Origin of the sequence: Pelatocladus sp. BLCC-F211, from assembly GCF_041928655.1 — a bacterium.
Taxonomy (GTDB): Bacteria; Cyanobacteriota; Cyanobacteriia; order Cyanobacteriales; family Nostocaceae; genus Pelatocladus.
Window position 1 is genome coordinate 1 of the sequence record NZ_JBHFLM010000193.1, and the last position, 21,808, is coordinate 21,808.

Here is a 21,808-nt window from a genome sequence, read left to right on the forward strand (position 1 = left end):
TTAGTCATTTACGTAATTTCACATCTTGTTTAGTTATATAAGCTTCTTTTTTCTACTTAAAACTTTTCTCACTTCTGGAGTCACTTTTTTACACTCCTATTGCCTAATTAGTGGTTTATCCCCAGAGGTGCAAGATATAAGCTAACAGATAGAGCATTAAAGTGGTTAGAAAATAACGAGTACAGTAATCTTATTTTGAAGTGGAATACCTCATTATGGGGTGAGATTCCCGCCGATTTTGGTCGAAAGTAGAATTAGTGTCTTGCTGTCTTGGTGGTCAAAAATCGAGCGTTATTGAACCACATAGACGCGCCAGCGGCTTCCCGCAGGGTAGACACAAAGACACTAAGTTTTTCCAATTGAATTGGACTAAATAGATAGTAGTATTTCTTCATCCACAGAAAAATCAATTTCTGCTTGATTTCGCCCTGACACTAAATAATCATTCTCAAAGGAATCTTTTAACCCAGAAATCAAATCATACTCAGGTGTCCAATCTAGTTGAGTCATGGCTTTATTGACTGAAGCGAAAAAGTGCTGTGTTCGCAAGGGGAATGCTTTACGCTTACCAAAGTCAAACTTTTTCGGGTCGTAATGAATGATTTTAAGATCATCTGGTGATTTTCCCACCGCAACAGCACAAGCACGGGCTAAACCATCAAATGTGACAAAGCGATCGCCTGAAATATTGTAAATTTGTCTAATTGCTTGGGAATTACCTAAAACTTTGGTCATTGCTGTTGCTAAGTCTTTGACATGGCCTAGCTGGGTGATATGTAAACCATTACCGGGGATCGGAATTGGGCGATCGCGCACAATTCTGTCAAAAAACCAAGCTTCTAAATCGTTATAGTTCTGTGGTCCATAAATATATGTGGGACGAATAGAAGTAAAGGGAATTCCTTGTTGTATTAAGTAAGCTTCGGTTTCATGCTTACCTTTGTGGCGACTTTTGGGATCGACTGTATCACCTTCAATGTGAGGCATTTGGTCGGATTTGAGGTATACTCCAGCAGAACTCATGTAGACAAAATTTTGTACACGCCCTTGAAAAATTTCTGCAAGTGGTTGAGTATCAGTAAGTTCCCGCCCGTTATTGTCAAAAATGACATCAAAATTCTCTTGAGAAAGTTTTTCTTTTAATAGGGTGGTGTCAGTGCGATCGCCTGTAATTTGTCCTACACCCTCAACTGGTGCTGGACGATTACCGCGATTAAAAAGCACTACTTCATGTCCTTGTTGCACCAGCAGTTGTGTGAGGTAAACACCGATGAATCGAGTACCACCCATGATTAGAATTCGCATAAATCCCCAATTTTTATGTCAGTTACCTTTTAAAGAGATTGCGGAATAGGGATAGGGGAAGGGGGACAAGGGAGACTTATCAGTTATCAGTTATCAAATTAAACTGCTCACTGTTAACTGTTAACTGATTCATGCCCAACCCCCAATCCCCGATCCCTGATCCCCAATCTCCAATCCCCAATTTGAGGTTATCAGCTTGTGGAACCTATTTTGAGAAGATAACGTCTTTTATTGAATATGGGGCATTTCCCATTTTCAATGACAACGGGAAACTTTTCAGTTAACCTCACAATTCACATGTACTTTTTTTTACCTATTAATTAAAGTTAGCTGTGCCCTTGAAATATGCTTTGGTGCATGAGTGGCTGACACCTAAAGCCACTGGTGGTTCAGAACTAGTTGTGCGGGAAATTCTGAACTCTATTGATGCGGACTTATATGCCCTCATCGATTTTGAATCTCGCAATCCAGACAGCTATTTATATAAACGTCAGATTGGCACGACGTTTCTTCAATACTTCCCCTTTGCTCATAAAGGTGTACAAAAATACCTACCTTTTTTACCCTTAGCAATTGAACAACTCGATTTGCGTGGGTATGATGTCATTCTTTCTTCATCTCATGCTGTTGCTAAAGGAGTTCTCACTTCCCCTGAACAGCTACATATTTGCTATTGCCATAGTCCCATGCGCTACGCTTGGGACTTAACTTTTGATTATCTGCACCAAAGCAAACTAGGTAAAGGTGTACCTGGTTGGATAACACGATATTTATTACATAATTTACGTATATGGGATGTATCGAGTGCTAATCGTGTTGATTATTTTGTTGCTAATTCCCATCATACAGCTCGTCGAATTTGGCGTTGCTACCGACGGAAATCAACTGTGATTTATCCGCCTGTTAATATCGAAAATTTTGCTTTTTCACCTGACAAAGAAGACTTTTATCTAACTGTTTCCCGATTAGTTAGTTACAAACAAGTATCTCTAATTGTCAGAGCTTTCAACCAAATGCAAAAAAAATTAGTAGTAATTGGCACAGGCCCAGAAATGAAAAAAATTCGTCAAATAGCAAACTCAAATATACAAATTCTCGGTTGGCAGCCTGATGAGGTTGTAAAAAAATATATGGCTTATGCTAAAGGTTTTGTATATGCAGCTTGTGAAGATTTTGGCATTGCCTTAGTAGAAGCACAAGCTTGTGGTACGCCAGTGATTGCCTACGACGCTGGCGGTGCAAAAGAAACGGTACGGGATATCCGCACTTGGGGAGATCAGGGAACGGGTATATTGTTTGAGGAACAAAAAGAAGCGTCTCTAATTAGGGCGACAGAAACTTTAGAAGCCTCTTACAGTAAATTCAATCTAGAATATGTCAGATCGCACGCAGAACAGTTTCAAACACAAATCTTTGCCCAGCGTTATCTAGAATTTTTACAGAGGTGTATCGAAAAAAAATTATCCAAATAGATGTGAGATATTGTTTTTGCAGAAGCTTTTGGAAAATTGCTCCCAGAAGCACCTGCATTTGGCTTTAAGATTGGGACTATGTGTGGTGTGGATTATTAAGGAGTATGATGACTGCCCAGAGCTCACTCCTCTCCGGCAAGCGCTCGCGTAGCGCATCCGGGACGGGGCGTTCTTTCACAGACAGCCCCTCTTTGCCTGAAAGACGATCACCATCTGGCGAAGCCAGGTTAACGTGGATCGGGCGATCGCGTACGTTCTTAAAACGCGGTCAACCAGTAAAGACGCCTAGAGTTAAACCTAGAGGTCTGTCCTTTCAGGCTCTCAACGGAGAGTTTACTAAACGACTATTTGATATTGTCTTTTCGCTTTCTGTACTAATCTTGTTTTCTCCCGTCTATTTAATTTTGGCCTTGCTAATTGCTTTAAGCTCAGAAGGCCCAATTTTTTATGTCCAAGAACGGGTTGGTAAAAACTACAAGCCTTTCAATTGTATTAAATTCCGCACCATGGTGACGAACGCTGACGAAATTCTCATGCAAATGATGGATACATCGCCAGAGTTGCGGCAAGAATTTGAAAGCACTTTCAAACTCAAACACGACCCTCGAATTACAATGATCGGTAAATTTTTACGAATTACCAGTTTGGACGAATTTCCTCAATTTTGGAATGTTCTCAAAGGAGACATGAGCGTTGTTGGTCCACGACCGTTAGTAGCGGAAGAATTACCAAAATACGGTTATTACATTGACCAAATCTTAACTATCCGACCTGGCATAACTGGATTATGGCAAGTCTCTGGTCGTAATGACATTCCCTATCCTCGGCGAGTCCAAATAGACCTGCATTATGTGAAATTCCGGAATTTTTGGCTCGATCTATGGATTGTTTTGAAAACGATTCGTGTGGTAATCATACCAAAAGATAACGGAGCTTACTGAAAAAGTACCACACCTTGATTTCGTGGGTCATTAACAAAAGCGACGGGGATGCTACACCCACATCCGCGGTGTAGAGGAAAGTCGCCCCGTCGTCATCAAGGATCATTGGTAATCAGTAATGGGAAAACTAATTACCAAATTCCTCGCCTCCTTGTGAGCGAGGAATTTTAATCAATTATTTTGCTAATGATTCCAACTTTATAATTTCTTCACAATTATACGGATATATAAACTTTCAGTAAAAAATTGCAGAAAATATAGACAGCTTCGACAAATTTATTTGTTTGAATTAGGAAAGTTCCTGAAAATAATCTAAAATCGGCATATTTACTGAGGTGAAATAACATAGAAGCAAGGAAACTCGTAGGTTTCCCATTGGGCAATTGAGCAAATTCCTGCTAAGTTGTACCAGGTCGCTTGTATAAATAATCATCAGAAACGACAAGGGATAATTGAGCATGACGCAACAAAAGCGAGCGTTGATCACTGGTATTACCGGTCAAGATGGTTCCTACTTAAGTGAATTTTTACTTGAACAAGGTTACGAGGTTCATGGAATTATTCGTCGGACTTCCACCTTTAACACAGACCGCATCGACCATATTTACGAAGACCCTCACAAAGAAGGAGTGCGGCTGTTTCTTCACTACGGGGATCTGACAGATGGTACTACACTGCGCCGCATCTTAGAAGAAGTCCAACCAACAGAGATTTACAATTTGGGCGCTCAATCCCATGTAAGGGTCAGCTTTGATGCACCAGAATACACAGTTGATGCAGTGGGAATGGGAACACTGCGTCTGTTGGAAGCAATTCGCGACTATCAACACCGTACAGGTATTCAAGTGCGCTTCTACCAAGCTGGTTCTTCAGAAATGTTTGGTTTGGTACAAGAAGTACCCCAAAAGGAAACTACGCCTTTTTATCCCCGCAGCCCCTACGCCTGTGCTAAGGTTTATGCCCACTGGCAAACAGTAAACTACCGAGAATCTTACGGCTTATTTGCGTGTAATGGGATACTGTTTAACCACGAATCACCGAGACGAGGTGAAACCTTTGTCACACGTAAAATTACAATGGCTGTAGCCCGCATTTTTGCTGGTAGACAGAAAAAACTATATATGGGTAATCTAGATTCCAAGCGGGATTGGGGTTATGCCAAAGATTACGTCAAAGCAATGTGGATGATGTTGCAGCAAGACGAACCTGACGACTATGTGATTGCCACTGGTGAAACCCACACGGTACAAGAGTTTCTGGAAATGGCGTTTGGTTATGTAAATCTCAATTGGCAAGATTATGTGGAATTTGATCCACGCTATCTCCGCCCAGCAGAAGTAGACTTGTTGATTGGTGATCCAACAAAAGCCCAGCAAAAATTGAACTGGAAACCTTCAGTAACATTTGAGGAACTAGTTTCCTTAATGGTGGAAGCAGACTTACAAGCTTTAGGTTTGACTTCTCCCAATGGGAAATTAGCAAACGCAATTCTGGATAATGCCATGATTCGGCAGGAAGTAGGGGTGCTGCATCTGTGAACAAGATCCACGAGAACAAAAGATGAACACCTTGGAACTCAAAGATAAACGCATTCTTGTGACTGGAGGAACTGGTTTCCTGGGACGTCAGGTAGTTAACCAGTTATGTAAAGCTGGAGCTAATCCAGAAAAAATTACATTACCGCGATCGCGTGATTGTGATTTACGGCTGATGGAAAACTGCCAGCGTGCAGTTGATCAACAAGATATTGTCATTCACTTAGCAGCTCATGTCGGCGGTATTGGTCTGAACCGAGAAAAACCTGCCGAATTATTTTACGACAATTTGATGATGGGAACCCAGCTAATTCATGCTGCCTATGAAGTTGGCGTAGAAAAATTCGTTTGTGTGGGTACTATTTGTGCTTATCCCAAATTTACCCCAGTACCATTCAAAGAAGATGACCTATGGAATGGTTATCCAGAGGAAACTAACGCCCCCTACGGAATAGCGAAAAAAGCGCTTTTAGTCCAATTGCAATCCTACCGTCAACAATATGGCTTTAATGGGATTTATCTTTTGCCAGTGAATTTATATGGCCCAGAAGATAATTTTGACCCCAGAAGTTCCCATGTTATCCCAGCGTTAATTCGTAAAGTTCACGAAGCCCAAATAAAGGGAGAAAAGCAAATCCCTGTTTGGGGTGATGGTAGTCCTACCCGCGAGTTTCTCTATTCAGAAGATGCAGCGCGGGGTATTGTCATGGGAACGCAATTTTATAACGACTCAGAACCCGTGAATTTGGGAACTGGTTATGAAATCTCCATCCGTGACTTGATTAACCTAATTTGTGAATTGATGGAGTATGACGGCGAAATTGTTTGGGAAACCGATAAACCCAACGGTCAACCCCGCCGTTGCTTGGATACCGAAAGGGCAAAACAAGCCTTTGGTTTTACTGCCCAGGTAGACTTTAAGCAAGGGTTGAAAAATACGATTGAATGGTGGCGTCAAAACGCTGCTTAAAAAGTAAGTAAGTCACCGTAAAATTCAATGTTTGTAGTAAGCGCTGAAGCGCTTACTAAGAACTAATTTGCAAGTTTTACTTTTCTTTACATAGTTCGGTTTATTCGCGCCGACTTACTTCAGGTGGGCAATTTGCCCTGTGTAACCTGTAATTACACTTTGACCAAAACTTCTTTGAAGTTTTGGTCATTCTAGTTACTTATTAAAAAATTCTCCGCGTCACCGTGTCTCAATATCTCCGCGTCGTTTTGCTCGTCAATTTTCAAGTGGACATGATATAAATTAAAAAATTTGGGTATTAACCAAAATAGAAGCCCAAGAAGATTTTCAGGGATTAAAACTGAATTTTTACATTGGCGATCGCAATCCAAAGTAGTGTCAAAATTAACATTTATTAACACTATTCTCTATGATTTTAGCTTAAAAATATGCTATCTACCGTTGAACGTTTATTATTTGTTCGCAGAGTACCTATTTTTAAAGAACTACGCGATGATTTTATCGTTCGCTTGGCTTCTGTCATGGATGAATTATCATTTCCAGGGAATTACACTATTTTTAATGAGGGAGACGAAGGGCGATCGCTTTATATTGTAGTTTCCGGTAAAGTCAAAGTTCATATTGGTAAACAACAACTTGCTATCTTTCCCAAAGGCGAATCCTTTGGTGAAATGGCTGTATTTGATGCTCAACCACGTTCCGCTTCCGCCACAACTTTAGAAGCTTGTGAATGCTTGAAATTGACACAAGAACAACTTTATGAGGCAATTGATGAAATTCCTGAAATCGCTGTGAATATCATTGGTATTCTCTCCCGACGAATTCGAGAACTGAACGATAAAATAAATGCGATATAAATTCTTTTTTAAGTAAAAAATACAGATTGCTCAACAACTCAATGTTGACGTAGAAGTTGTCCGGCTTGCTGCACAGCAGAACGCGGATAAGTAACTTCTACAACTATTCTACTCACCCAAACATCGTCTTAAAAACCTCTGGGGAATTTCTAGGGAAGCACCCCAATGCATATGAATATAAGAGGCGTGAAGATTGAGATGTGATGAATTAGATCCCCATCCTTCACACCCTGTAAATTCTTCATTATCAAAGCGATAAGTTTGAAATAGTGGCTGTTCAAAATTGGACATTAAATAGGAACGATGAAACTCATGTCCATAAACTGTTGTTCCTGCATTTACTAACAAACTATCTTGCTGGGTAACAGCGCGGCGATATCCCAAAGTTAAACGCCCACTCATAACTGCGGTTGTGGGTAATACTCCCACCATCGACCAAGATTTACCAGCAAAATCGATAACTTGCTCACACAAATACATCAACCCACCACACTCGGCAATTGTTGGCATTCCTGCGAGAATTGCTGTCTTAACTGCTGCTTGAGCAACAGTATTTTCCGCAAGTGACTGGGCAAATACCTCTGGAAACCCACCACCAAAATACATACCTTGGACTCCTTCTGGTAGCTGAGGATCTTCTAAAGGACTCCAAAAAATCAACTCTGCACCTAGTTGTTGTAACAAGTCGAGATTGTCTTGGTAGTAAAAATTAAAAGCGCGATCGCGTGCCACAGCAACCCTAACGGGAGAGGGAGGAGAAGAAGACGCGGAGAGGTTGTTAATAACATCTCCACATCCCCGCGTCCCTGCGTCTATTCTCAGCAACGGTAACAACCTCTTCCAATCAAAGCAATTGTCACCCAAATCAGCAAATCGCTCAATCAAAGCATTGAGTTCGGGAAGTTCAACTGTGGGTACTAAACCGAGGTGGCGATCAGGAATGGTAATGTTATCTTGGCGACGCAGTACACCCAGAATCGGTAATTTTAGCGGTGCAAGAGAATCTTTGAGCAATTGTAAGTGGCGATCGCTACCCACACGATTTAAGATTAATCCGGCTATTTTAATTCTGGGATCAAAAGAATTATAACCGTGAGCGATCGCAGCCACAGAACCAGATAAGCGGCTGCAATCAATCACTAATACTACAGGTAAATCTAGCAGTCTTGCTATATGAGCAGTACTGGCATAATCATTAACCCCACCCCCTCCCCTTAGTAAGGGAGGGGTTACTCCATCAAACAACCCCATCACGCCTTCAATTAGGGCATAATCTATTCCTTGACTGTGACGAGTAAAACACTGCTGTACGTACGTTTCTGAAGATAAGATGGGGTCTAAATTCCGACAAGCACGTCCAGTTACATGCTGATGAAACATCGGATCTATATAATCCGGCCCTACTTTGAAAGATTGTACTTGGTGCGATCGCCGACATAAAGACGCCAGCAGGGTGAGTGTGACTGTTGTCTTACCCACCCCGCTACGTTCTCCTGCAATAATTAAAGCCATAGCAATTTTAGATTTTAGATTTTAGATTTTAGATTTTATACGCAATCCAAAATCCATAGACGCCCTATGGGCGGCTTCCCGTAGGGTAATCCAAAATCCAAAATAGAATTACCCATTCCCTAATTTAAGTATTTGTCCTATAACTGCGAGGCTTTCTTCAAACAGCGCTTCATTTCCCCAACGTTGTACCTGTTGACTCAACAAAACTTCGGCTTTCTGTTCAGAAAGTGAAGTTACCTGCTGGAATAATCCAGCAGATTGGGCGCCACCTTGGGTTTCCATCCGCATACAACCGCCAGTTTCCGTACAGATTACAGTACCGCAGTTGGCTTGGCGATTGGTAGAACTTAAGCGTAAAGCGATCAAGTCACCTTGAACTTCGCCCACATCAGCCACAGGAACTCCTGCTAATTCCGCTTCTACTTGCCGTTGGTTATCGGTGCTAAAGCTGACGCGGGTAATATCATAATCATCGCTTTCTTTTTGATAAGAAACCGGACGCCAATTCAAACGACTTGCCAACCAACCTAAAAAGAGTAACGCCTGTGTGGAGTTACCTTTTTCGTAATCAATATTTACTTTGTCAATCTCAATTAAGGCGGCGCGACGCTGGGGTGGATCGTAGGCTTCTGCTGTCAATTCTTGCCATGCGGAGAGGCGACGCCAGTTCAAGTCAGCCACAGGTACACCACTTTCCACTAATGCTTGTAGGCTGAGTAAATCTGTTTCTGGCTTGTTAAAGTTGCAAGAATCTACGATGACGTTATTGCATACTGCTGCCAAGCGTTTGAATAAACCGTTGTTGGCGTCTGGCGTGGCTTTCCACCACAAAAACTTAGGTAAACCGCCAATCGTCAATTCTGGTATCATACCACCAATCCGCTCTAGGGCGGCGGCGGTTCCGGTAAGGGTGATGTATTCACAGCACACCAGAGTAGTGGATGCACCTTTTTGAATGGGACAGTAGGCAGAGACTTGTGCTTTCACGCCTTCGTCTTCTCCAACTACTGGTAAAAGAGTAATAATCCGACAGGGGTTACGCAGAGCAATTTCGTCTGCAATTCTGGGACTTTTGGCATCTAATCCATAGGATGCAGCCCCATTTTCTGTTGTTCCACTCTTGTAACGTTTGGCAACTTCTTCCCGCAACAGAGTTAAAGTTTCCTCTGTAGCTGTTCCAGTTTCAGTTAATCCGTACTTTTTCTGTAATTCCCGCAGTGCTGCTTGGGTTTGCGGACCAGGGATACCATCAATTGGGCCATTGTAAAATCCCAAAGCAGCGAGTAAATGTTGGGTTTCTTCCGACTCATAAACCACCAAAGTAAATGTGGTTGCTCTTGTCGCTGCTGGAAGTGTACCATCTTCGCCAGCTATGCCGTAACTTTGCCAAATTTGGCTGAGTTCCGCTTCGATATCTGTTAGCGAAACATCCTTGGGAGCCTGTAGTGAAAAAATAGTAGGGGCTTGGGGAGTCATAAGAATAATTTTGGATTTTGGATTTTGCGAAAAGTTTGTAGACGCTTTGCGGCTACCTTTGGTAGGCGCGTTAGCGACTTCTGCAAGTAGCCACTCCGTGTCTACCCGAAGGGTGCGCCGGAAGCCGGCGCTCAAAGCTTTTCAAGACGGATTTTGGATTAGGATTTTAGATTTTGGATTGTTGGTTGTTGGTTGTTGATTGTCAAAAATAACTTTTAACCAGTCTCTTCCAATCTAAAATCTAAAATCTAAAATTTTTAGAGTCTGCGCCAACGGCGACCATCTTGGTTAATCAATAATTCCGCTTCCACGGGTTCCCAAGTTCCGGCTTCATAGTGGGGAATAGTTGTTGGATCTGCGGGTGCATCCCACACAGAAAGGGCTGGTGTGACAACCTGCCAAGCAGCTTCTACTTCGTCTCCCCGTGTAAACAATGTTTGATCGCCCATCATACAATCTAAAAATAGGCGATCGTAGGCATCAGAAGTTGCAGTGATGCCAAAGGAACCATAACTAAAGTCCATATCAACCGAACGAGTCCGGAAATCTGCCCCAGGCATCTTGACTTCAAACCGCAGGGAAATACCTTCATTCGGCTGAATCCGCATTGCTAAAATATTGGCATTCATCTGTTGCGCTGCGGATTGAAACATCCGAGAAGGAACTTCGCGGAAGTGGATAGAAATTTCGCTCACTTTTTTTGGCATTCGCTTACCAGTACGCAGGTAAAAGGGAACTCCTTGCCAGCGCCAGTTGTCAACGAGAAACTTCATCGCTACGTAAGTAGGTGTTGTCGAATTGGGGTTGACTCCTGGTTCTTCTCTATACCCAGGCACAGGCTTACCTTTCATCCAGCCTGCGCTGTATTGCCCACGCACAGCCGAAAGATTTAAATTATTGATATCTGCCAAGCGTGTAGCTTGTAGTACCTTTACTTTTTCCGTACGGATACTATCTGCATCCATCGCGTTGGGAGCTTCCATTGCTGTCAAGCAATAAAGTTGCATCAAGTGATTTTGCAACATGTCCCGCAGGGCGCCGGAGCTTTCATAGTAGCCAGCCCGGTCTTCTACTCCGACGGTTTCAGCTACGGTAATCTGCACGTGATCAACAAAGCGACGATTCCATAACGGCTCAAAAATAGCATTAGCAAAGCGAAATACTAGTAAATTTTGAACTGTATCTTTACCTAAGTAATGGTCAATGCGGTAGACTTGCTGTTCTTTACAATATTTCTGCACTACTAAGTTCAGACTTTTAGCCGAAGCCAAATCTCGACCAAAGGGTTTTTCAATGACTAGACGATGTTTGTAGGGATCGTCGAGCATTCCCCCGGTTCCTAGTTGTTTAATTGCTTCTGCAAAGAAGTTGGGAGCCACAGAAAGGTAGAACATCCGGTTTCCTCGTGTTCCCCGTTTCTCGTCTAACTCCTGCAAAAAAGTCTTGAGTTTATGATAATCTTCGGGCTTATCAATATTACCAGAGCAGTAAAATAATCCTTGAGAAAAGTCCTGCCAGAGTTCCTCTGGACCGACACCACCATGAACCTCTTCCATACCTTTTCGCATTTGTTCACGGAAGTATTCATGGCTCCAGTCCCGACGTGCTACGCCAACAATAGTTGTCTCTGGTGGAATGCGTCTCTCGCGTCTTAATTTATATAGTGATGGCACAAGTTTGCGCCAAGTAAGGTCTCCAGAAGCACCAAAGATGACTATAATTTGGGGTTCGGCCATCCCTTGCTGTTGCAGACCGACCCGCAAAGGATTTTCTAGCAGACTGACCATAGGAATGAATTTTGAATTTTAGGTTTGAGATGTTGGATTAGGGATCGAGGATCGGGGAAGGTAGGGGTCCCCTTTGGGGCGAAGGGGCAGGTGGGGCCCACTCCCTTGAGGGGGATTAGGGGCGAAGGGGCAACGGGGATTGGGGGATCGGGGAAGAGATTTGTTAAATAATTCTCCCTTGTCCCCCTTGTCTCCCTTGTCCCCCTTCCCTTGTCCCTTAATTCTTATACTGGCGACAACTGCTTGACTTTGTTTTCTAAAGAATCCATTAAGGATTGGAAGGGCTTGACAAATTTGTCGATTCCCTCTGTAAGCAGTTCGTCCATCACTGTGTTGATGTCGATGTTCACGTCTGGATCTTTGAGGTTTTCGATCAGGTTGTAAGCCTCATCTACGTCTGTTTCCACCCGGTTAGCGACATCGCAGTGGTCAGCACAAGCTTCGATGGTTGCTGGTGGTAAGGTATTTACGGTGTCCTGACCAATCAACTCATCGACATACATGACGTCGCTGTATTGGGGGTCTTTGGTGCTGGTGCTAGCCCACAGCAGGCGCTGCACTTTTGCACCTTTGGCCGCCAATGCTTGCCAACGATCGCTTTGCACAATCTTTTTATATTCCTGATAAGCAATCTTTGCATTAGCGATCGCTACTTTTCCTTTAATTGCTTTTAGCTTTGCTTCAACATTGAGATCGTCAACGCCTTTGGCTAGTTTGGCATCAATTTTACCGTCAATGTTGCTGTCAATTCGGCTGAGGAAGAAGCTCGCTACTGATGCAATTTTGCTGATATCTTTACCTGCTGCTGCTCGTTTCTCTAAGCCGCGAATATAAGCCCAAGCTGTGTTAATGTAGCTTTCTACGGAGAACAGCAGCGTGATATTGACATTAATTCCTTCGGATATTACCTGCTCAACTGCTGGCAAACCGGGTTTTGTGCCAGGAATTTTGATCATGACGTTTTCCCGGCCAATTTCTTGAAAGTAACGACGAGCTTCAGAAATTGTGGCTTCGGTATCATGAGCAATTGTTGGTGGTACTTCTATGCTGACATAACCATCCAACCTATTCGAGGCTTCGTAAACTGGGCGCAGAATATCACAAGCATCACGGATATCTTGAAATACCAGTGATTCATAAATTTTGTAAGTTGGCAATCCTGCTTTAATTCCAGTTTCGATATCTTGGTCATAAATAGCATTACCAGCGATCGCTTTTTCAAAAATAGTTGGATTAGAAGTAATGCCACAAATACCTTTATTTTCCACTAAATCTTTCAATTCACCAGACTTAATAATGTCACGGGTCAAATTATCCATCCAGATACTTTGACCGTAATTTTTGATCTCTAATAAATGATTTGTCGTCATATTTTTTCCCTCCTGCTTCTTCTCTTGGCTAGAGAAATTTTCCAACCTAGTTAGTTGTTGGTTGTTGCTGATTTCCCACTAACCACCAACGACTAACTACTAACCCTTTTTACTAATGGCCGTTTTGAATAAAAGACTCTACTTTCGCCACATCCTCTCTACTACCAATAATCAGAGGTGTACGTTGATGTAGTTTCTTTGGTACCACGTCCAAAATATTTTCATGTCCGGTTGTAGCTCGACCACCTGCTTGCTCGATCAAAAAAGCAAGGGGAGCTGTTTCATAAAGTAAGCGTAGTTTACCTTCTGGTTTTTGAGCAGTTCCAGGATAGAGAAACACACCGCCTTGAATTAACACCCTGTGGACATCACTAACCATTGCCCCACTGTAACGAGCGCTATAACCTTCTGTACGATGAACGTAACGGATATATTCCCGAATTGATTCATCCCATTGCCAAAAGTTGCCCTCGTTCACGCTATACACCGGACCATGGGCAGGAATCTGAATATTCTCTTCAGTAAGGATAAACTCCCCTAAACTAGGGTCAAGCGTAAAGGAATGAACGCCCCTTCCTATAGTATAGACCAGCATCGTACTGGGTCCATACAGGATATATCCAGCAGCAATTTGTTTACGTCCCGTTGCAAGCAAATCTTTTGCTGTACCATCAATATCTTCTCCTTCCTGTTGACGAATTGAGAAGATGGAACCCAAACTCAAATTAATATCAGTGTTAGATGAACCATCAATGGGGTCATACAGCAAAGTGTAGCGGCCAATGGGACAGTTTTCGGGGATATAGTATGGATTTTCCATTTCTTCAGAAGCCAAGCGACATACTAACCCGCTTTGCTTAAATACCGCGATAAATACGTCATTGGCATAGACATCCATTTTTTTCACAGATTCGCCCTGGACGTTAGTCTCGCCTGTAAATCCGAGAACACCTTCCATTAAACCAGCGCGACTGAGATGACGAGCAATGAGTTTGCCAGCCAAGCCAATACGATTCATCAGCGCACTTAAATCCTGTGCCTGTGGCGAAAAAGTCTGGAGTTGTTGCAGGACGTGACGGGATAAAGTAGTACAATCACGATCTAAGCTGCGGTTAGCTGTAGCATCTTTAATGGACTGCTCTAAAGATTCTGCTGCTTTCGTCATTATCTTTGTCCTCCATAGCAATTAGCTATTTGTTGGGTTACTCCCGTGCCTTGCAACTTGTGGTTGCTGCCTCTATCTTAGAAAGTTAATTTGACAATTCAGAGGTGACTTTAGACAAACTAAAGAAATCAACCTTTTATCACGCTCAATTAAAGTCGTTTGCTCATTTGAGATGGTTTTTCAGGCAAATCTACCTAGTCTTACAAGTAATCTAAATTTCTTCACTAATGCACCAGTCATTAGTAATAATGACCGATGATTCCTCCCAGGGTACAGGAAAGCGGATTTATCCGTGGAATCAATTCCATTCTCCAAAATCCTGTTGGAGGATGACCGATGATTAAACTCTCAATCAAATAGCAATAACCAACTAGTCGGGAACTTTTCTTAGAATTCACAACTAGCTGGCTATTTAGCTGCTATTTAATTTTTGGTCGATCCACTGCCTTTTGGTTACTTGACGTAACTTATATCTTGCCTAAAAAGCAAGCAATTTGCTATTATTATCTTTCATCAGTTTTAAAAGATATATATTACCTTTTCGCCCAACTACCTCGTCGGTTATCCTCCCTTGGTCTTGCCTTGTTGACTTTGAGTTGACGGCCCATCCATTCAGCGCCATCTAATTCTGTAATCGCTGTATCTTCTTGGGCATCATCATCCATTTCAACAAAAGCAAACCCGCGCAGTCTACCCGTATCGCGGTCGGTCGGTAACACAACTCTTTTAACCTGGCCGTATTCGGCAAAAACAGCTTTCAAATCGTCTTCGGTAGCGCTGTAGGAGAGATTTCCAACGTAAATAGTCATTTGGATCACGTAAGTCTCAACTCGAGGCGGAAAATTCAGCTCAATAGTAAAGTTAACAAGAAACGAAAATAATTTCGTCTAGTCTAACATTTAGGCTTAATTTTTCGCGTACGCTCATATGATAACCGATCTTGACATTTTTTAAAGTATGAGATTTTACAAACAGCTTTAACTTCAAATCAGTCTCTCTTATATGTGGAGTTTGGCTGATGGTAAGGTGAATTTTTCAAAAATTTATTCATACTATTTCCACCAAATATACCTATTTATGCAGATGCGGGATTTGCCGAGTTACCAGTGCATTGATTGGAACAAAAAACAACAACCCTTTGCGAACATATGTTCTCTCTACCAGAATAGCTACGCGATCGCACTTAATCCTAAAAGTATATTCAACTATTACTTCTCAGTAGTCATTTATCTTTGATCATTAATTATTCTTTGTTGTTATAATCCACCGCAACGTGAATTCGATGGATTTCATTAGCCCAACATCCCGCCCTTAAATCAATTACTGGCTCATAGCAAAAACCCACTTAAAGTGGGTTTAAGAGGTAGTTTTCTTTTTAGTTTATAAATAACGTGAACTGCTCAATGACCAATGATCAATGGCTGTGTTATTTATTCAATAGCTATTGATTGAGGACCACTAGACCTACCATTAGTTTGTTCAACAGTAGAAGCTGTATGAATATTTGAGCCAGTTTGTTGATCAAGCCAGCTTTTAACAGGGTCGTCAGCAAGATTGAGTCGCAGTACCCCAGAGAAGAAACCACCCACGAATGATACTGGGTGCTGGGCAAATTGTTGAAAAATAGGCGTCAGTTCATCAATGAACATAGGTAATGTCCTGGCGTTAACATCAAAAATTGTTAATTTACCCTTAATCTTAGCGTGTGCAGTGCTCCTTGGTTAGTGAGCGTGTTTGTAAAAATCAACAGCACCAATACCGTGCTTTTCTAGTAGTTCAGTAAAAAATTGTTTAACATGTACTTTTGCAAACAAACGTTGCAATTCGTAGCCTCCAAATCGGTAAAGTTCATATCCTGCTAACCGAAGTTCTCTATCAGCAGCTACCATTTCAGCATACTTTTTAGGACTTGCCACATTGCCATCTGCATAATGTTGTTTGCCATCAACTTCAATCACAACACGTTCTTTATTAGAGAACAGTATTAAAAAATCCATTCTTTGCCGTTTAAGTATTTGATGACCAGTTCGCTCTTTTAAAGTCTTTGGATCATAATGCAGATAAACTTGGGGAAGCAATGCTGGAAAATTTCTGCCAAACTTATCTCGTAGTTGATAGTATGTGTTAAACAGCAAAGCTTCTGGTTCAGATTCTATAGATTGTTGAAGACGTTCGAGTAAATCGTTTTCAATTTCTTTACTAGCAAATAGACGGTTATAATATTTTTTCGCCCACCATTTCACTAAGTTTTTCCATGTGATACCACTATTATGAATAGGCAAATCATACACCAAACAGTATTTATTATTTGCAACAATTTCAATTTTATTGCTTATTAAATCTCTAAAAATAATTTCAGGTTTTGGCCCATTTGTAGCAAAAATTAGCATAAGCTTCAAGGTATTAATTAAGTTCCTGTAAAGACGATTGCTTGAGTGTTTCTAAAGGATAAAATCCAAAATGAGACACTCATTCCACAAGACTAGAAGCCTACACTCATGGAGAGTGTAGGTAGTTCCTAATAAATTAATTACATTGGATTCTCTTCAGGCATCATACATTTATCTGAATCACAACCCGCGGGTCCAACTTCCATTAATTCACCGAAATCATAACGACTCAATGCTGTATGAAAATCATGCGTTTTCCGACGTACTATGATTTCTTGCATAAGTTTATCGTACTGCTCCTTTGTAATTGGTTCAAAGGGCAAGCGTGGAAAAGTTTGATGATCGTCAAATCGTGCTAAAAGAGCTGCACTGATATAACCTTCATCATCACGAATAGTTTCGTATATACGACTTCCCAAAGCTTCTATTTCTTGCTCTCGCAGTTCAATTGTAGCAGATGTATTATGCGTCACATAAAATTTCTGCACCTGCATATAGAAATCCATTTGAGATAAAGCGCTAAATTGACTAATGTCAACTTGATCAGCGCCTGGTAAATCAGCCCAAGGAACAGCGACCGGAATTTCTACCAACCACTCACTGACTCTAGAATCAAAGGGGTCATGTAATAAATTCCCCTGTTCATCTTTATCAGATTGAGAAGGTATGACATTGTAACCATAGTCAATACATGCTAAGGCTACTGGGTCATTTTTACGGAAAGTGATTCTGCGAATGAATCTTTGAGCTTTGGGGGGGTGCCATCCTGGAGAAGCACTAGTCAACAAAGATTTTGTACCACTAGGTTGAACAGTGGTGCAACGATTTGGATGTTTAAGATTGTGCTTTGAGCAATAATCCCAAACTACCCGATGCACAATATCTTTCCAGGTACTCAAGTATTTTTCTTCTTCACGTTTAAACACTAATCCTTGAGCAGTGTTTGCTCTTCCTTCAGCCCACCAATGTAACCAATCAACCCCAAAAGCATGAACAAAGAAATCAAATAAACCAGTGAAAGAAACGCCAACAATCGGGTCAAGTTCACGGCTGTATTGATAGCGTGGTTCTTGGAATTTGTGATGCAAAAGAGCAGCTACAGATAATGCACCTGCGGTGAAGGCTTCTTCCTGTTCTTTATAGTTAAATGGATCAATTTGATTGAGATGGATTTCTGATAAATTACAGTGGAAGTTAGCACCAATAATCTCCAGTTTTGTTACCCTAAAGGCTTTTTATCCTCTAGTTCTACAGGTTCTATAATTCCCTGTAGCTCGGCATACATTTTCTACCATTTGGTAGCCAGGGACTCTTGGAGACATTATTGCTCTCTTAACGCTCAGTCTCTATGCTCTACGGTGTCTGGTGATGTTCCAGATTACCACGGGATTGGCAGGTTCATCTGCTAATGATTCCTGTTCTCAGCCTTCCCCGTTTTTCCCCAGTTTTTTACGTGAGGCAAGTATCATTAAATACCACACGGATTTAAGCCGTATCTACCCAAACGATGTTCTAATTCTTGAGGATCAATATCTGGGTGGTGTTCTTGTATCCATTCTTTGGCTTTTCCTTGCTCGTAAGCTTGCAAAAATTCAGTTTTCAATTCTGGTATATTTAGCAGATCACAGTTAGCTCTGGCTATAGCTTCACCAGCCCATTGAATTGCACCTTCGCCACTGTAGTATTGTTTGCGAACAGCATCAACACATTCTTCTAATGTTGGCTTACGGTGAAAAACTCTGGTGTGGTTTGCCATTCGCAGTGAATCCCGTTCTGGATCAATACGCCAGTTGCCCTTTTCATCCTGCTGCCAAAGGTTTGCTTTCGCATCAGCAAACAAATTATCACTGCTATAACCTTGACGAATTCCCGCACTTCTTCGGATATTGCCTGCAACAATTGTTACAGCAGCTTCATCGATCAACAAACAGCATTCTACTGAATTTAATTGACGCCCTATTGCTTTATTGAGGATAGAAGCACAGCGCTGATATAGTCCAGGTAGTTTTACAGGATTGGCGACTCCTCCAAAGCCATTAAGAACTTCTCCGGCTTGACGTACATCGCTGATATCAACGATGACTTGAATTTCTTGAGTAAATCTTTCATCTGTAGAGAGTTCCAGTAAACTCTGATATGATTGCACCCAGCCTTGACGACTGTCTCCTACATGGATGATGACGCGGTTGGCATTTATATCTATTTTGACTTCTGTCAATTCACGCCGTTCTAGACGGGGAGTAAAACCAATTGCTCCCTGTACAGTTACGTTTAAACGATTACGAATAGGGGGCAACTGGTTGATGTATTTTGGTTCTAAAATGGCTCCAGTACCACAGCCCATCATGGCCAAATCCATCATCAAACCAAAAGCACTCCAGTCTTGGAGGTTGGTAGAAGTACAGTTATAAGCCCCAGAAAAATTCTGTGGTTTGGTTATCCAGTCTGTACCGCCAACCCACAGCCAGCGCCCACTAGGCAAAGCTTTTAAATTACGCTGCATCCGTTCGAGAATGTCAGCCTCTTGTGGTTGCAACTTTCCTAAACTGATTAAACCTCCCAAAGTGCGATCGCACACCTGTTCCCATGTTTCTCTTGTTTGTGCCTCTCTACGACGGCTGTAAGTTCTAAAAAACACTGGGTTAGCAGCTGGGGCTGTTTCTGGAAAGTTTGCACTCTGGCGTTTTCGTTCAAGCTCTCGAACCATAAATCAGTAAAGTTAATAATATAGCATTCCTGACGGGGCGATAAAAGAGCTAGGATGCAGCTAAAATTAAGTTCCATCGCCCTAAGACCTCGTTGATAAAGGAAGCACTTATTTTAATAAATAGACTTTTATTAATACTTTAATCTGAAATAGAAAATAAATAATAATACTGAGTAGCTAATTTCAATATATTCAAGATGAATGATATTTAATGTATCAGTATTTTTGACTGGGTTCAGTAAAAATTCGGTTTTGAGCAATATTTGAGCAAAAAATAATATTTTTGATAAATTGAAATAATTCTATGTAATTCCTTATCTATTTCTAATGGAATATATAAATTAAAGGATATATAATCTCTCTTCTGCCAAGAGTGAGAAAATAAACTATGTGCAGACTCTGACAATAGGCATTTGTCAGATGCCATTCGTTAGACATATACTATGACCAGAAATGCTTGATTATCTTACGTTCACTAGTATTTATGCACTTGCATGAATACTAGTGCGATCGCAAAGAGTTGATGAAACAAATACATTTTTACAACTTGTTTAGTGAGATAATTAGATCGTGAGGAAAAGAACGGAAGCACGTTGAAATTTAAAGGGGGAAATATGAAAACTAAAATCTTGGCAGCTTTAACCTTAGCAGCTCCCCTGTTCTTTACTGGTGCAGTTAGCGCCAACAATCCGCAGCAAGTACAAAAGCTGTTAGCAACTGGGGAATGTATACAGTGCAATCTATCAGGAGCAAACCTCAGTGGAGCTCACTTAATTGGCGCTGACTTAAGAGGTGCAAATCTTCAAGGAGCTAATTTGGAAGGAGCGAATCTTGAAGGTGCTGATCTTACGGGTGCAAACTTGGCAGGTGCTAACCTAGAGTCAGCATTTGCAACCAATGTTAATTTCAAAAATGCCAATCTCAACGGCGTCAATTTCACCAGTGCCACGATTTTAGATTCTAATGTCCATGGCGCATCAATGAATAACCTCAACATCACTAATGCTGAAATATACAATACAGGAATCGGGATTGGTGGTGATAGCGCGGATATTCCTGATTGGGACTAAAGGAATACCAAAAAATAAATTATTCAATATTTTTTAGGTGCATTACCTGCTCAACACACTATCTCTGATGTTATTGTCGGTGCGTTAGGCGTTCTGCAAAAACGCACCTAAATAACTGGAAGATTTTTTGAAGAAATTTTTTGCATAAGTTATAAAACACTATGAACCCATTTAAAGTGGGTTTTCACTATTAGCCCGCACTTAAGTCGCGGGCTATATTGTGGTAAAAATAAATGCTTTGTTGAGTTCACATTAAATATTGGAGGTACTTGCGAGCTACTTTAGCCTTTTCCTATGCATGTATAGCCATGAGATACCACAAATAATTATAAAAGTCTAGACTATGTGAATACATAAAAATTTTTATTAAGTATTCATATCAATCCTAATATAAACATTGAGAATAACAGCTTAAGATTGCCTAAATATCAGGTAAAATCGGCATTTAGACTTGTATAAATAAGGGATGAACTTATTGGTGCATGATTTGTACTTGAATGAGTACGATCATAAGCAGCTTACCTGTCTGAATGTTGTCCACCAGATGGGCAAAACTGGTAAGACCAAAACTTGAACTTTGGTTCAAGGCACATGTCTATATGTGTAATAGTGATGTGTTAGTGCATCGCCGACTCAACAGCCTTTTGGTTGTAATTGTCCCGATAAAAGTAACTCAACTGTCACAATCATGGGAGCGGAAATGCAAGAACCGGAAGTAGTAGAAACAAAGTCTCCAGAGGCAATAGTGCCAGAAATGAACAACCAAACAGGAACCATTACTAAAATCCAGCCTACCGCGCAAACTCAAGACCAATGGTTAAAGTATGGAGAAGTCGCTTCTAGCTTTTTAGCGACACTACCTGAATACTTAGGAACCTTCTTTAACAAGTACAAACAGCCCCTGGTTACTATTGGTTTAATTGTGGGAGCAATTGTCGCTGTTAAAGTTGTCTTGGCGATTTTGGATGCTTTAAATGATATTCCTTTAGTAGCACCGACTTTTGAATTAATTGGTATTGGTTACTCTGCATGGTTTATCTACCGTTATTTACTCAAAGCCTCTACCAGGGAAGAGTTAACCAGTGAAATTGCAACTCTCAAATCACAAGTGGTCGGTAAAGACGCCTAAAACTGAGTAATTCAGTACCCAAGAGCGATTGCACTCTCGGTACGCCACGAATTGCTGCTGGATCTCGCCTCCTCCCAAGTGGTCAAGTAGATTCTTAGCAACACTTGGCCACTTGTGTCATC

The 21,808-nt window shown here is 41.4% G+C and carries 16 protein-coding genes and 1 pseudogene; 7 read left to right on the plus strand and 10 right to left on the minus strand.

Annotated elements, in window-relative coordinates; genetic code table 11:
• Nucleotides 1-369: 369 nt before the first annotated feature.
• Nucleotides 370-1,305: an NAD-dependent epimerase/dehydratase family protein gene (locus tag ACE1AT_RS22855; protein WP_374872522.1), complete on the minus strand. Its 936-nt coding sequence runs from the start codon at nucleotides 1,303-1,305 to the stop codon at nucleotides 370-372.
• 332 nt (nucleotides 1,306-1,637) lie between these two features.
• Here ACE1AT_RS22855 and ACE1AT_RS22860 point away from each other — a divergent pair, with 332 nt between their 5' ends.
• The 5 genes from ACE1AT_RS22860 to ACE1AT_RS22880 all read left to right on the plus strand — a co-directional run bounded on the left by ACE1AT_RS22860 (nucleotide 1,638) and on the right by ACE1AT_RS22880 (nucleotide 7,080).
• Nucleotides 1,638-2,777 carry a glycosyltransferase gene (locus tag ACE1AT_RS22860; protein ID WP_374872524.1) on the plus strand — a complete coding sequence of 380 codons (1,140 nt, stop codon included), beginning with the start codon at nucleotides 1,638-1,640 and terminating at the stop codon, nucleotides 2,775-2,777.
• Nucleotides 2,778-2,884: 107 nt separating this feature from the next.
• Nucleotides 2,885-3,718 carry a sugar transferase gene (locus tag ACE1AT_RS22865; protein ID WP_374872562.1) on the plus strand — a complete coding sequence of 278 codons (834 nt, stop codon included), beginning with the start codon at nucleotides 2,885-2,887 and terminating at the stop codon, nucleotides 3,716-3,718.
• 458 nt (nucleotides 3,719-4,176) lie between these two features.
• Nucleotides 4,177-5,256, plus strand: coding sequence for a GDP-mannose 4,6-dehydratase (gmd, locus tag ACE1AT_RS22870; protein ID WP_374872526.1), 1,080 nt, complete (start codon nucleotides 4,177-4,179; stop codon nucleotides 5,254-5,256).
• 22 nt (nucleotides 5,257-5,278) lie between these two features.
• Nucleotides 5,279-6,223, plus strand: a complete 945-nt coding sequence (locus tag ACE1AT_RS22875; protein ID WP_374872528.1) for a GDP-L-fucose synthase family protein — start codon at nucleotides 5,279-5,281, stop codon at nucleotides 6,221-6,223.
• A 428-nt stretch (nucleotides 6,224-6,651) separates the two neighbouring features.
• Nucleotides 6,652-7,080, plus strand: coding sequence for a Crp/Fnr family transcriptional regulator (locus tag ACE1AT_RS22880; RefSeq protein ID WP_374872530.1), 429 nt, complete (start codon nucleotides 6,652-6,654; stop codon nucleotides 7,078-7,080).
• A gap of 108 nt (nucleotides 7,081-7,188) precedes the next feature.
• On the opposite strand, the gene ACE1AT_RS22885 is transcribed toward ACE1AT_RS22880, so the two are convergent.
• From ACE1AT_RS22885 to nrdJ, 9 genes and pseudogenes are all read right to left on the minus strand, one after another.
• Complete coding sequence (locus ACE1AT_RS22885) at nucleotides 7,189-8,592, minus strand: cobyrinate a,c-diamide synthase (RefSeq protein ID WP_374872532.1); 1,404 nt, start codon at nucleotides 8,590-8,592, stop codon at nucleotides 7,189-7,191.
• A 108-nt stretch (nucleotides 8,593-8,700) separates the two neighbouring features.
• Nucleotides 8,701-10,068 carry a glucose-6-phosphate dehydrogenase assembly protein OpcA gene (gene opcA / locus ACE1AT_RS22890; protein WP_374872564.1) on the minus strand — a complete coding sequence of 456 codons (1,368 nt, stop codon included), beginning with the start codon at nucleotides 10,066-10,068 and terminating at the stop codon, nucleotides 8,701-8,703.
• 257 nt (nucleotides 10,069-10,325) lie between these two features.
• Complete coding sequence (gene zwf, locus ACE1AT_RS22895) at nucleotides 10,326-11,855, minus strand: glucose-6-phosphate dehydrogenase (RefSeq protein ID WP_374872534.1); 1,530 nt, start codon at nucleotides 11,853-11,855, stop codon at nucleotides 10,326-10,328.
• 224 nt (nucleotides 11,856-12,079) lie between these two features.
• A complete protein-coding gene (gene tal, locus ACE1AT_RS22900) occupies nucleotides 12,080-13,225 on the minus strand; it encodes a transaldolase (RefSeq protein ID WP_374872536.1) in 1,146 nt (381 codons plus the stop codon).
• Nucleotides 13,226-13,337: 112 nt separating this feature from the next.
• Nucleotides 13,338-14,390 carry a class 1 fructose-bisphosphatase gene (gene fbp / locus ACE1AT_RS22905; protein ID WP_374872538.1) on the minus strand — a complete coding sequence of 351 codons (1,053 nt, stop codon included), beginning with the start codon at nucleotides 14,388-14,390 and terminating at the stop codon, nucleotides 13,338-13,340.
• A 533-nt stretch (nucleotides 14,391-14,923) separates the two neighbouring features.
• Complete coding sequence (locus tag ACE1AT_RS22910) at nucleotides 14,924-15,199, minus strand: RNA-binding protein (RefSeq protein WP_096673891.1); 276 nt, start codon at nucleotides 15,197-15,199, stop codon at nucleotides 14,924-14,926.
• A gap of 621 nt (nucleotides 15,200-15,820) precedes the next feature.
• Nucleotides 15,821-16,039, minus strand: a complete 219-nt coding sequence (locus ACE1AT_RS22915; protein WP_374872540.1) for a hypothetical protein — start codon at nucleotides 16,037-16,039, stop codon at nucleotides 15,821-15,823.
• A 72-nt stretch (nucleotides 16,040-16,111) separates the two neighbouring features.
• The gene (locus ACE1AT_RS22920) at nucleotides 16,112-16,780 is read right to left on the minus strand and encodes a hypothetical protein (protein WP_374872542.1); all 669 of its coding nucleotides are present in this window, start codon (nucleotides 16,778-16,780) and stop codon (nucleotides 16,112-16,114) included.
• A gap of 140 nt (nucleotides 16,781-16,920) precedes the next feature.
• Nucleotides 16,921-19,487, minus strand: a pseudogene (gene nrdJ / locus ACE1AT_RS22925) (ribonucleoside-triphosphate reductase, adenosylcobalamin-dependent).
• Between the two features lie 614 nt (nucleotides 19,488-20,101).
• On the opposite strand from nrdJ, the gene ACE1AT_RS22930 reads away from it, so the two are divergent.
• Nucleotides 20,102-20,557 (plus strand): pentapeptide repeat-containing protein, encoded by a 456-nt coding sequence (locus ACE1AT_RS22930; protein WP_374872544.1) that lies wholly within the window; start codon nucleotides 20,102-20,104, stop codon nucleotides 20,555-20,557.
• Between the two features lie 688 nt (nucleotides 20,558-21,245).
• The gene (locus ACE1AT_RS22935; protein WP_016860622.1) at nucleotides 21,246-21,686 is read left to right on the plus strand and encodes a CAAD domain-containing protein; all 441 of its coding nucleotides are present in this window, start codon (nucleotides 21,246-21,248) and stop codon (nucleotides 21,684-21,686) included.
• Nucleotides 21,687-21,808 lie beyond the last annotated feature (122 nt).

Excerpts from the sequence above, each read along its gene's own strand:
- ACE1AT_RS22855 (WP_374872522.1), bottom strand. The coding sequence starts at position 1,305 with ATGCGAATTCTAATCATGGGTGGTACTCGATTCATCGGTGTTTACCTC.
- ACE1AT_RS22865 (WP_374872562.1), top strand. The coding sequence starts at position 2,885 with ATGACTGCCCAGAGCTCACTCCTCTCCGGCAAGCGCTCGCGTAGCGCA.
- gmd (WP_374872526.1), top strand. The coding sequence starts at position 4,177 with ATGACGCAACAAAAGCGAGCGTTGATCACTGGTATTACCGGTCAAGAT.
- ACE1AT_RS22875 (WP_374872528.1), top strand. The coding sequence starts at position 5,279 with ATGAACACCTTGGAACTCAAAGATAAACGCATTCTTGTGACTGGAGGA.
- ACE1AT_RS22880 (WP_374872530.1), top strand. The coding sequence starts at position 6,652 with ATGCTATCTACCGTTGAACGTTTATTATTTGTTCGCAGAGTACCTATT.
- ACE1AT_RS22885 (WP_374872532.1), bottom strand. The coding sequence starts at position 8,592 with ATGGCTTTAATTATTGCAGGAGAACGTAGCGGGGTGGGTAAGACAACA.
- opcA (WP_374872564.1), bottom strand. The coding sequence starts at position 10,068 with ATGACTCCCCAAGCCCCTACTATTTTTTCACTACAGGCTCCCAAGGAT.
- zwf (WP_374872534.1), bottom strand. The coding sequence starts at position 11,855 with ATGGTCAGTCTGCTAGAAAATCCTTTGCGGGTCGGTCTGCAACAGCAA.
- tal (WP_374872536.1), bottom strand. The coding sequence starts at position 13,225 with ATGACGACAAATCATTTATTAGAGATCAAAAATTACGGTCAAAGTATC.
- fbp (WP_374872538.1), bottom strand. The coding sequence starts at position 14,390 with ATGACGAAAGCAGCAGAATCTTTAGAGCAGTCCATTAAAGATGCTACA.
- ACE1AT_RS22910 (WP_096673891.1), bottom strand. The coding sequence starts at position 15,199 with ATGACTATTTACGTTGGAAATCTCTCCTACAGCGCTACCGAAGACGAT.
- ACE1AT_RS22915 (WP_374872540.1), bottom strand. The coding sequence starts at position 16,039 with ATGTTCATTGATGAACTGACGCCTATTTTTCAACAATTTGCCCAGCAC.
- ACE1AT_RS22920 (WP_374872542.1), bottom strand. The coding sequence starts at position 16,780 with ATGCTAATTTTTGCTACAAATGGGCCAAAACCTGAAATTATTTTTAGA.
- ACE1AT_RS22930 (WP_374872544.1), top strand. The coding sequence starts at position 20,102 with ATGAAAACTAAAATCTTGGCAGCTTTAACCTTAGCAGCTCCCCTGTTC.
- ACE1AT_RS22935 (WP_016860622.1), top strand. The coding sequence starts at position 21,246 with ATGGGAGCGGAAATGCAAGAACCGGAAGTAGTAGAAACAAAGTCTCCA.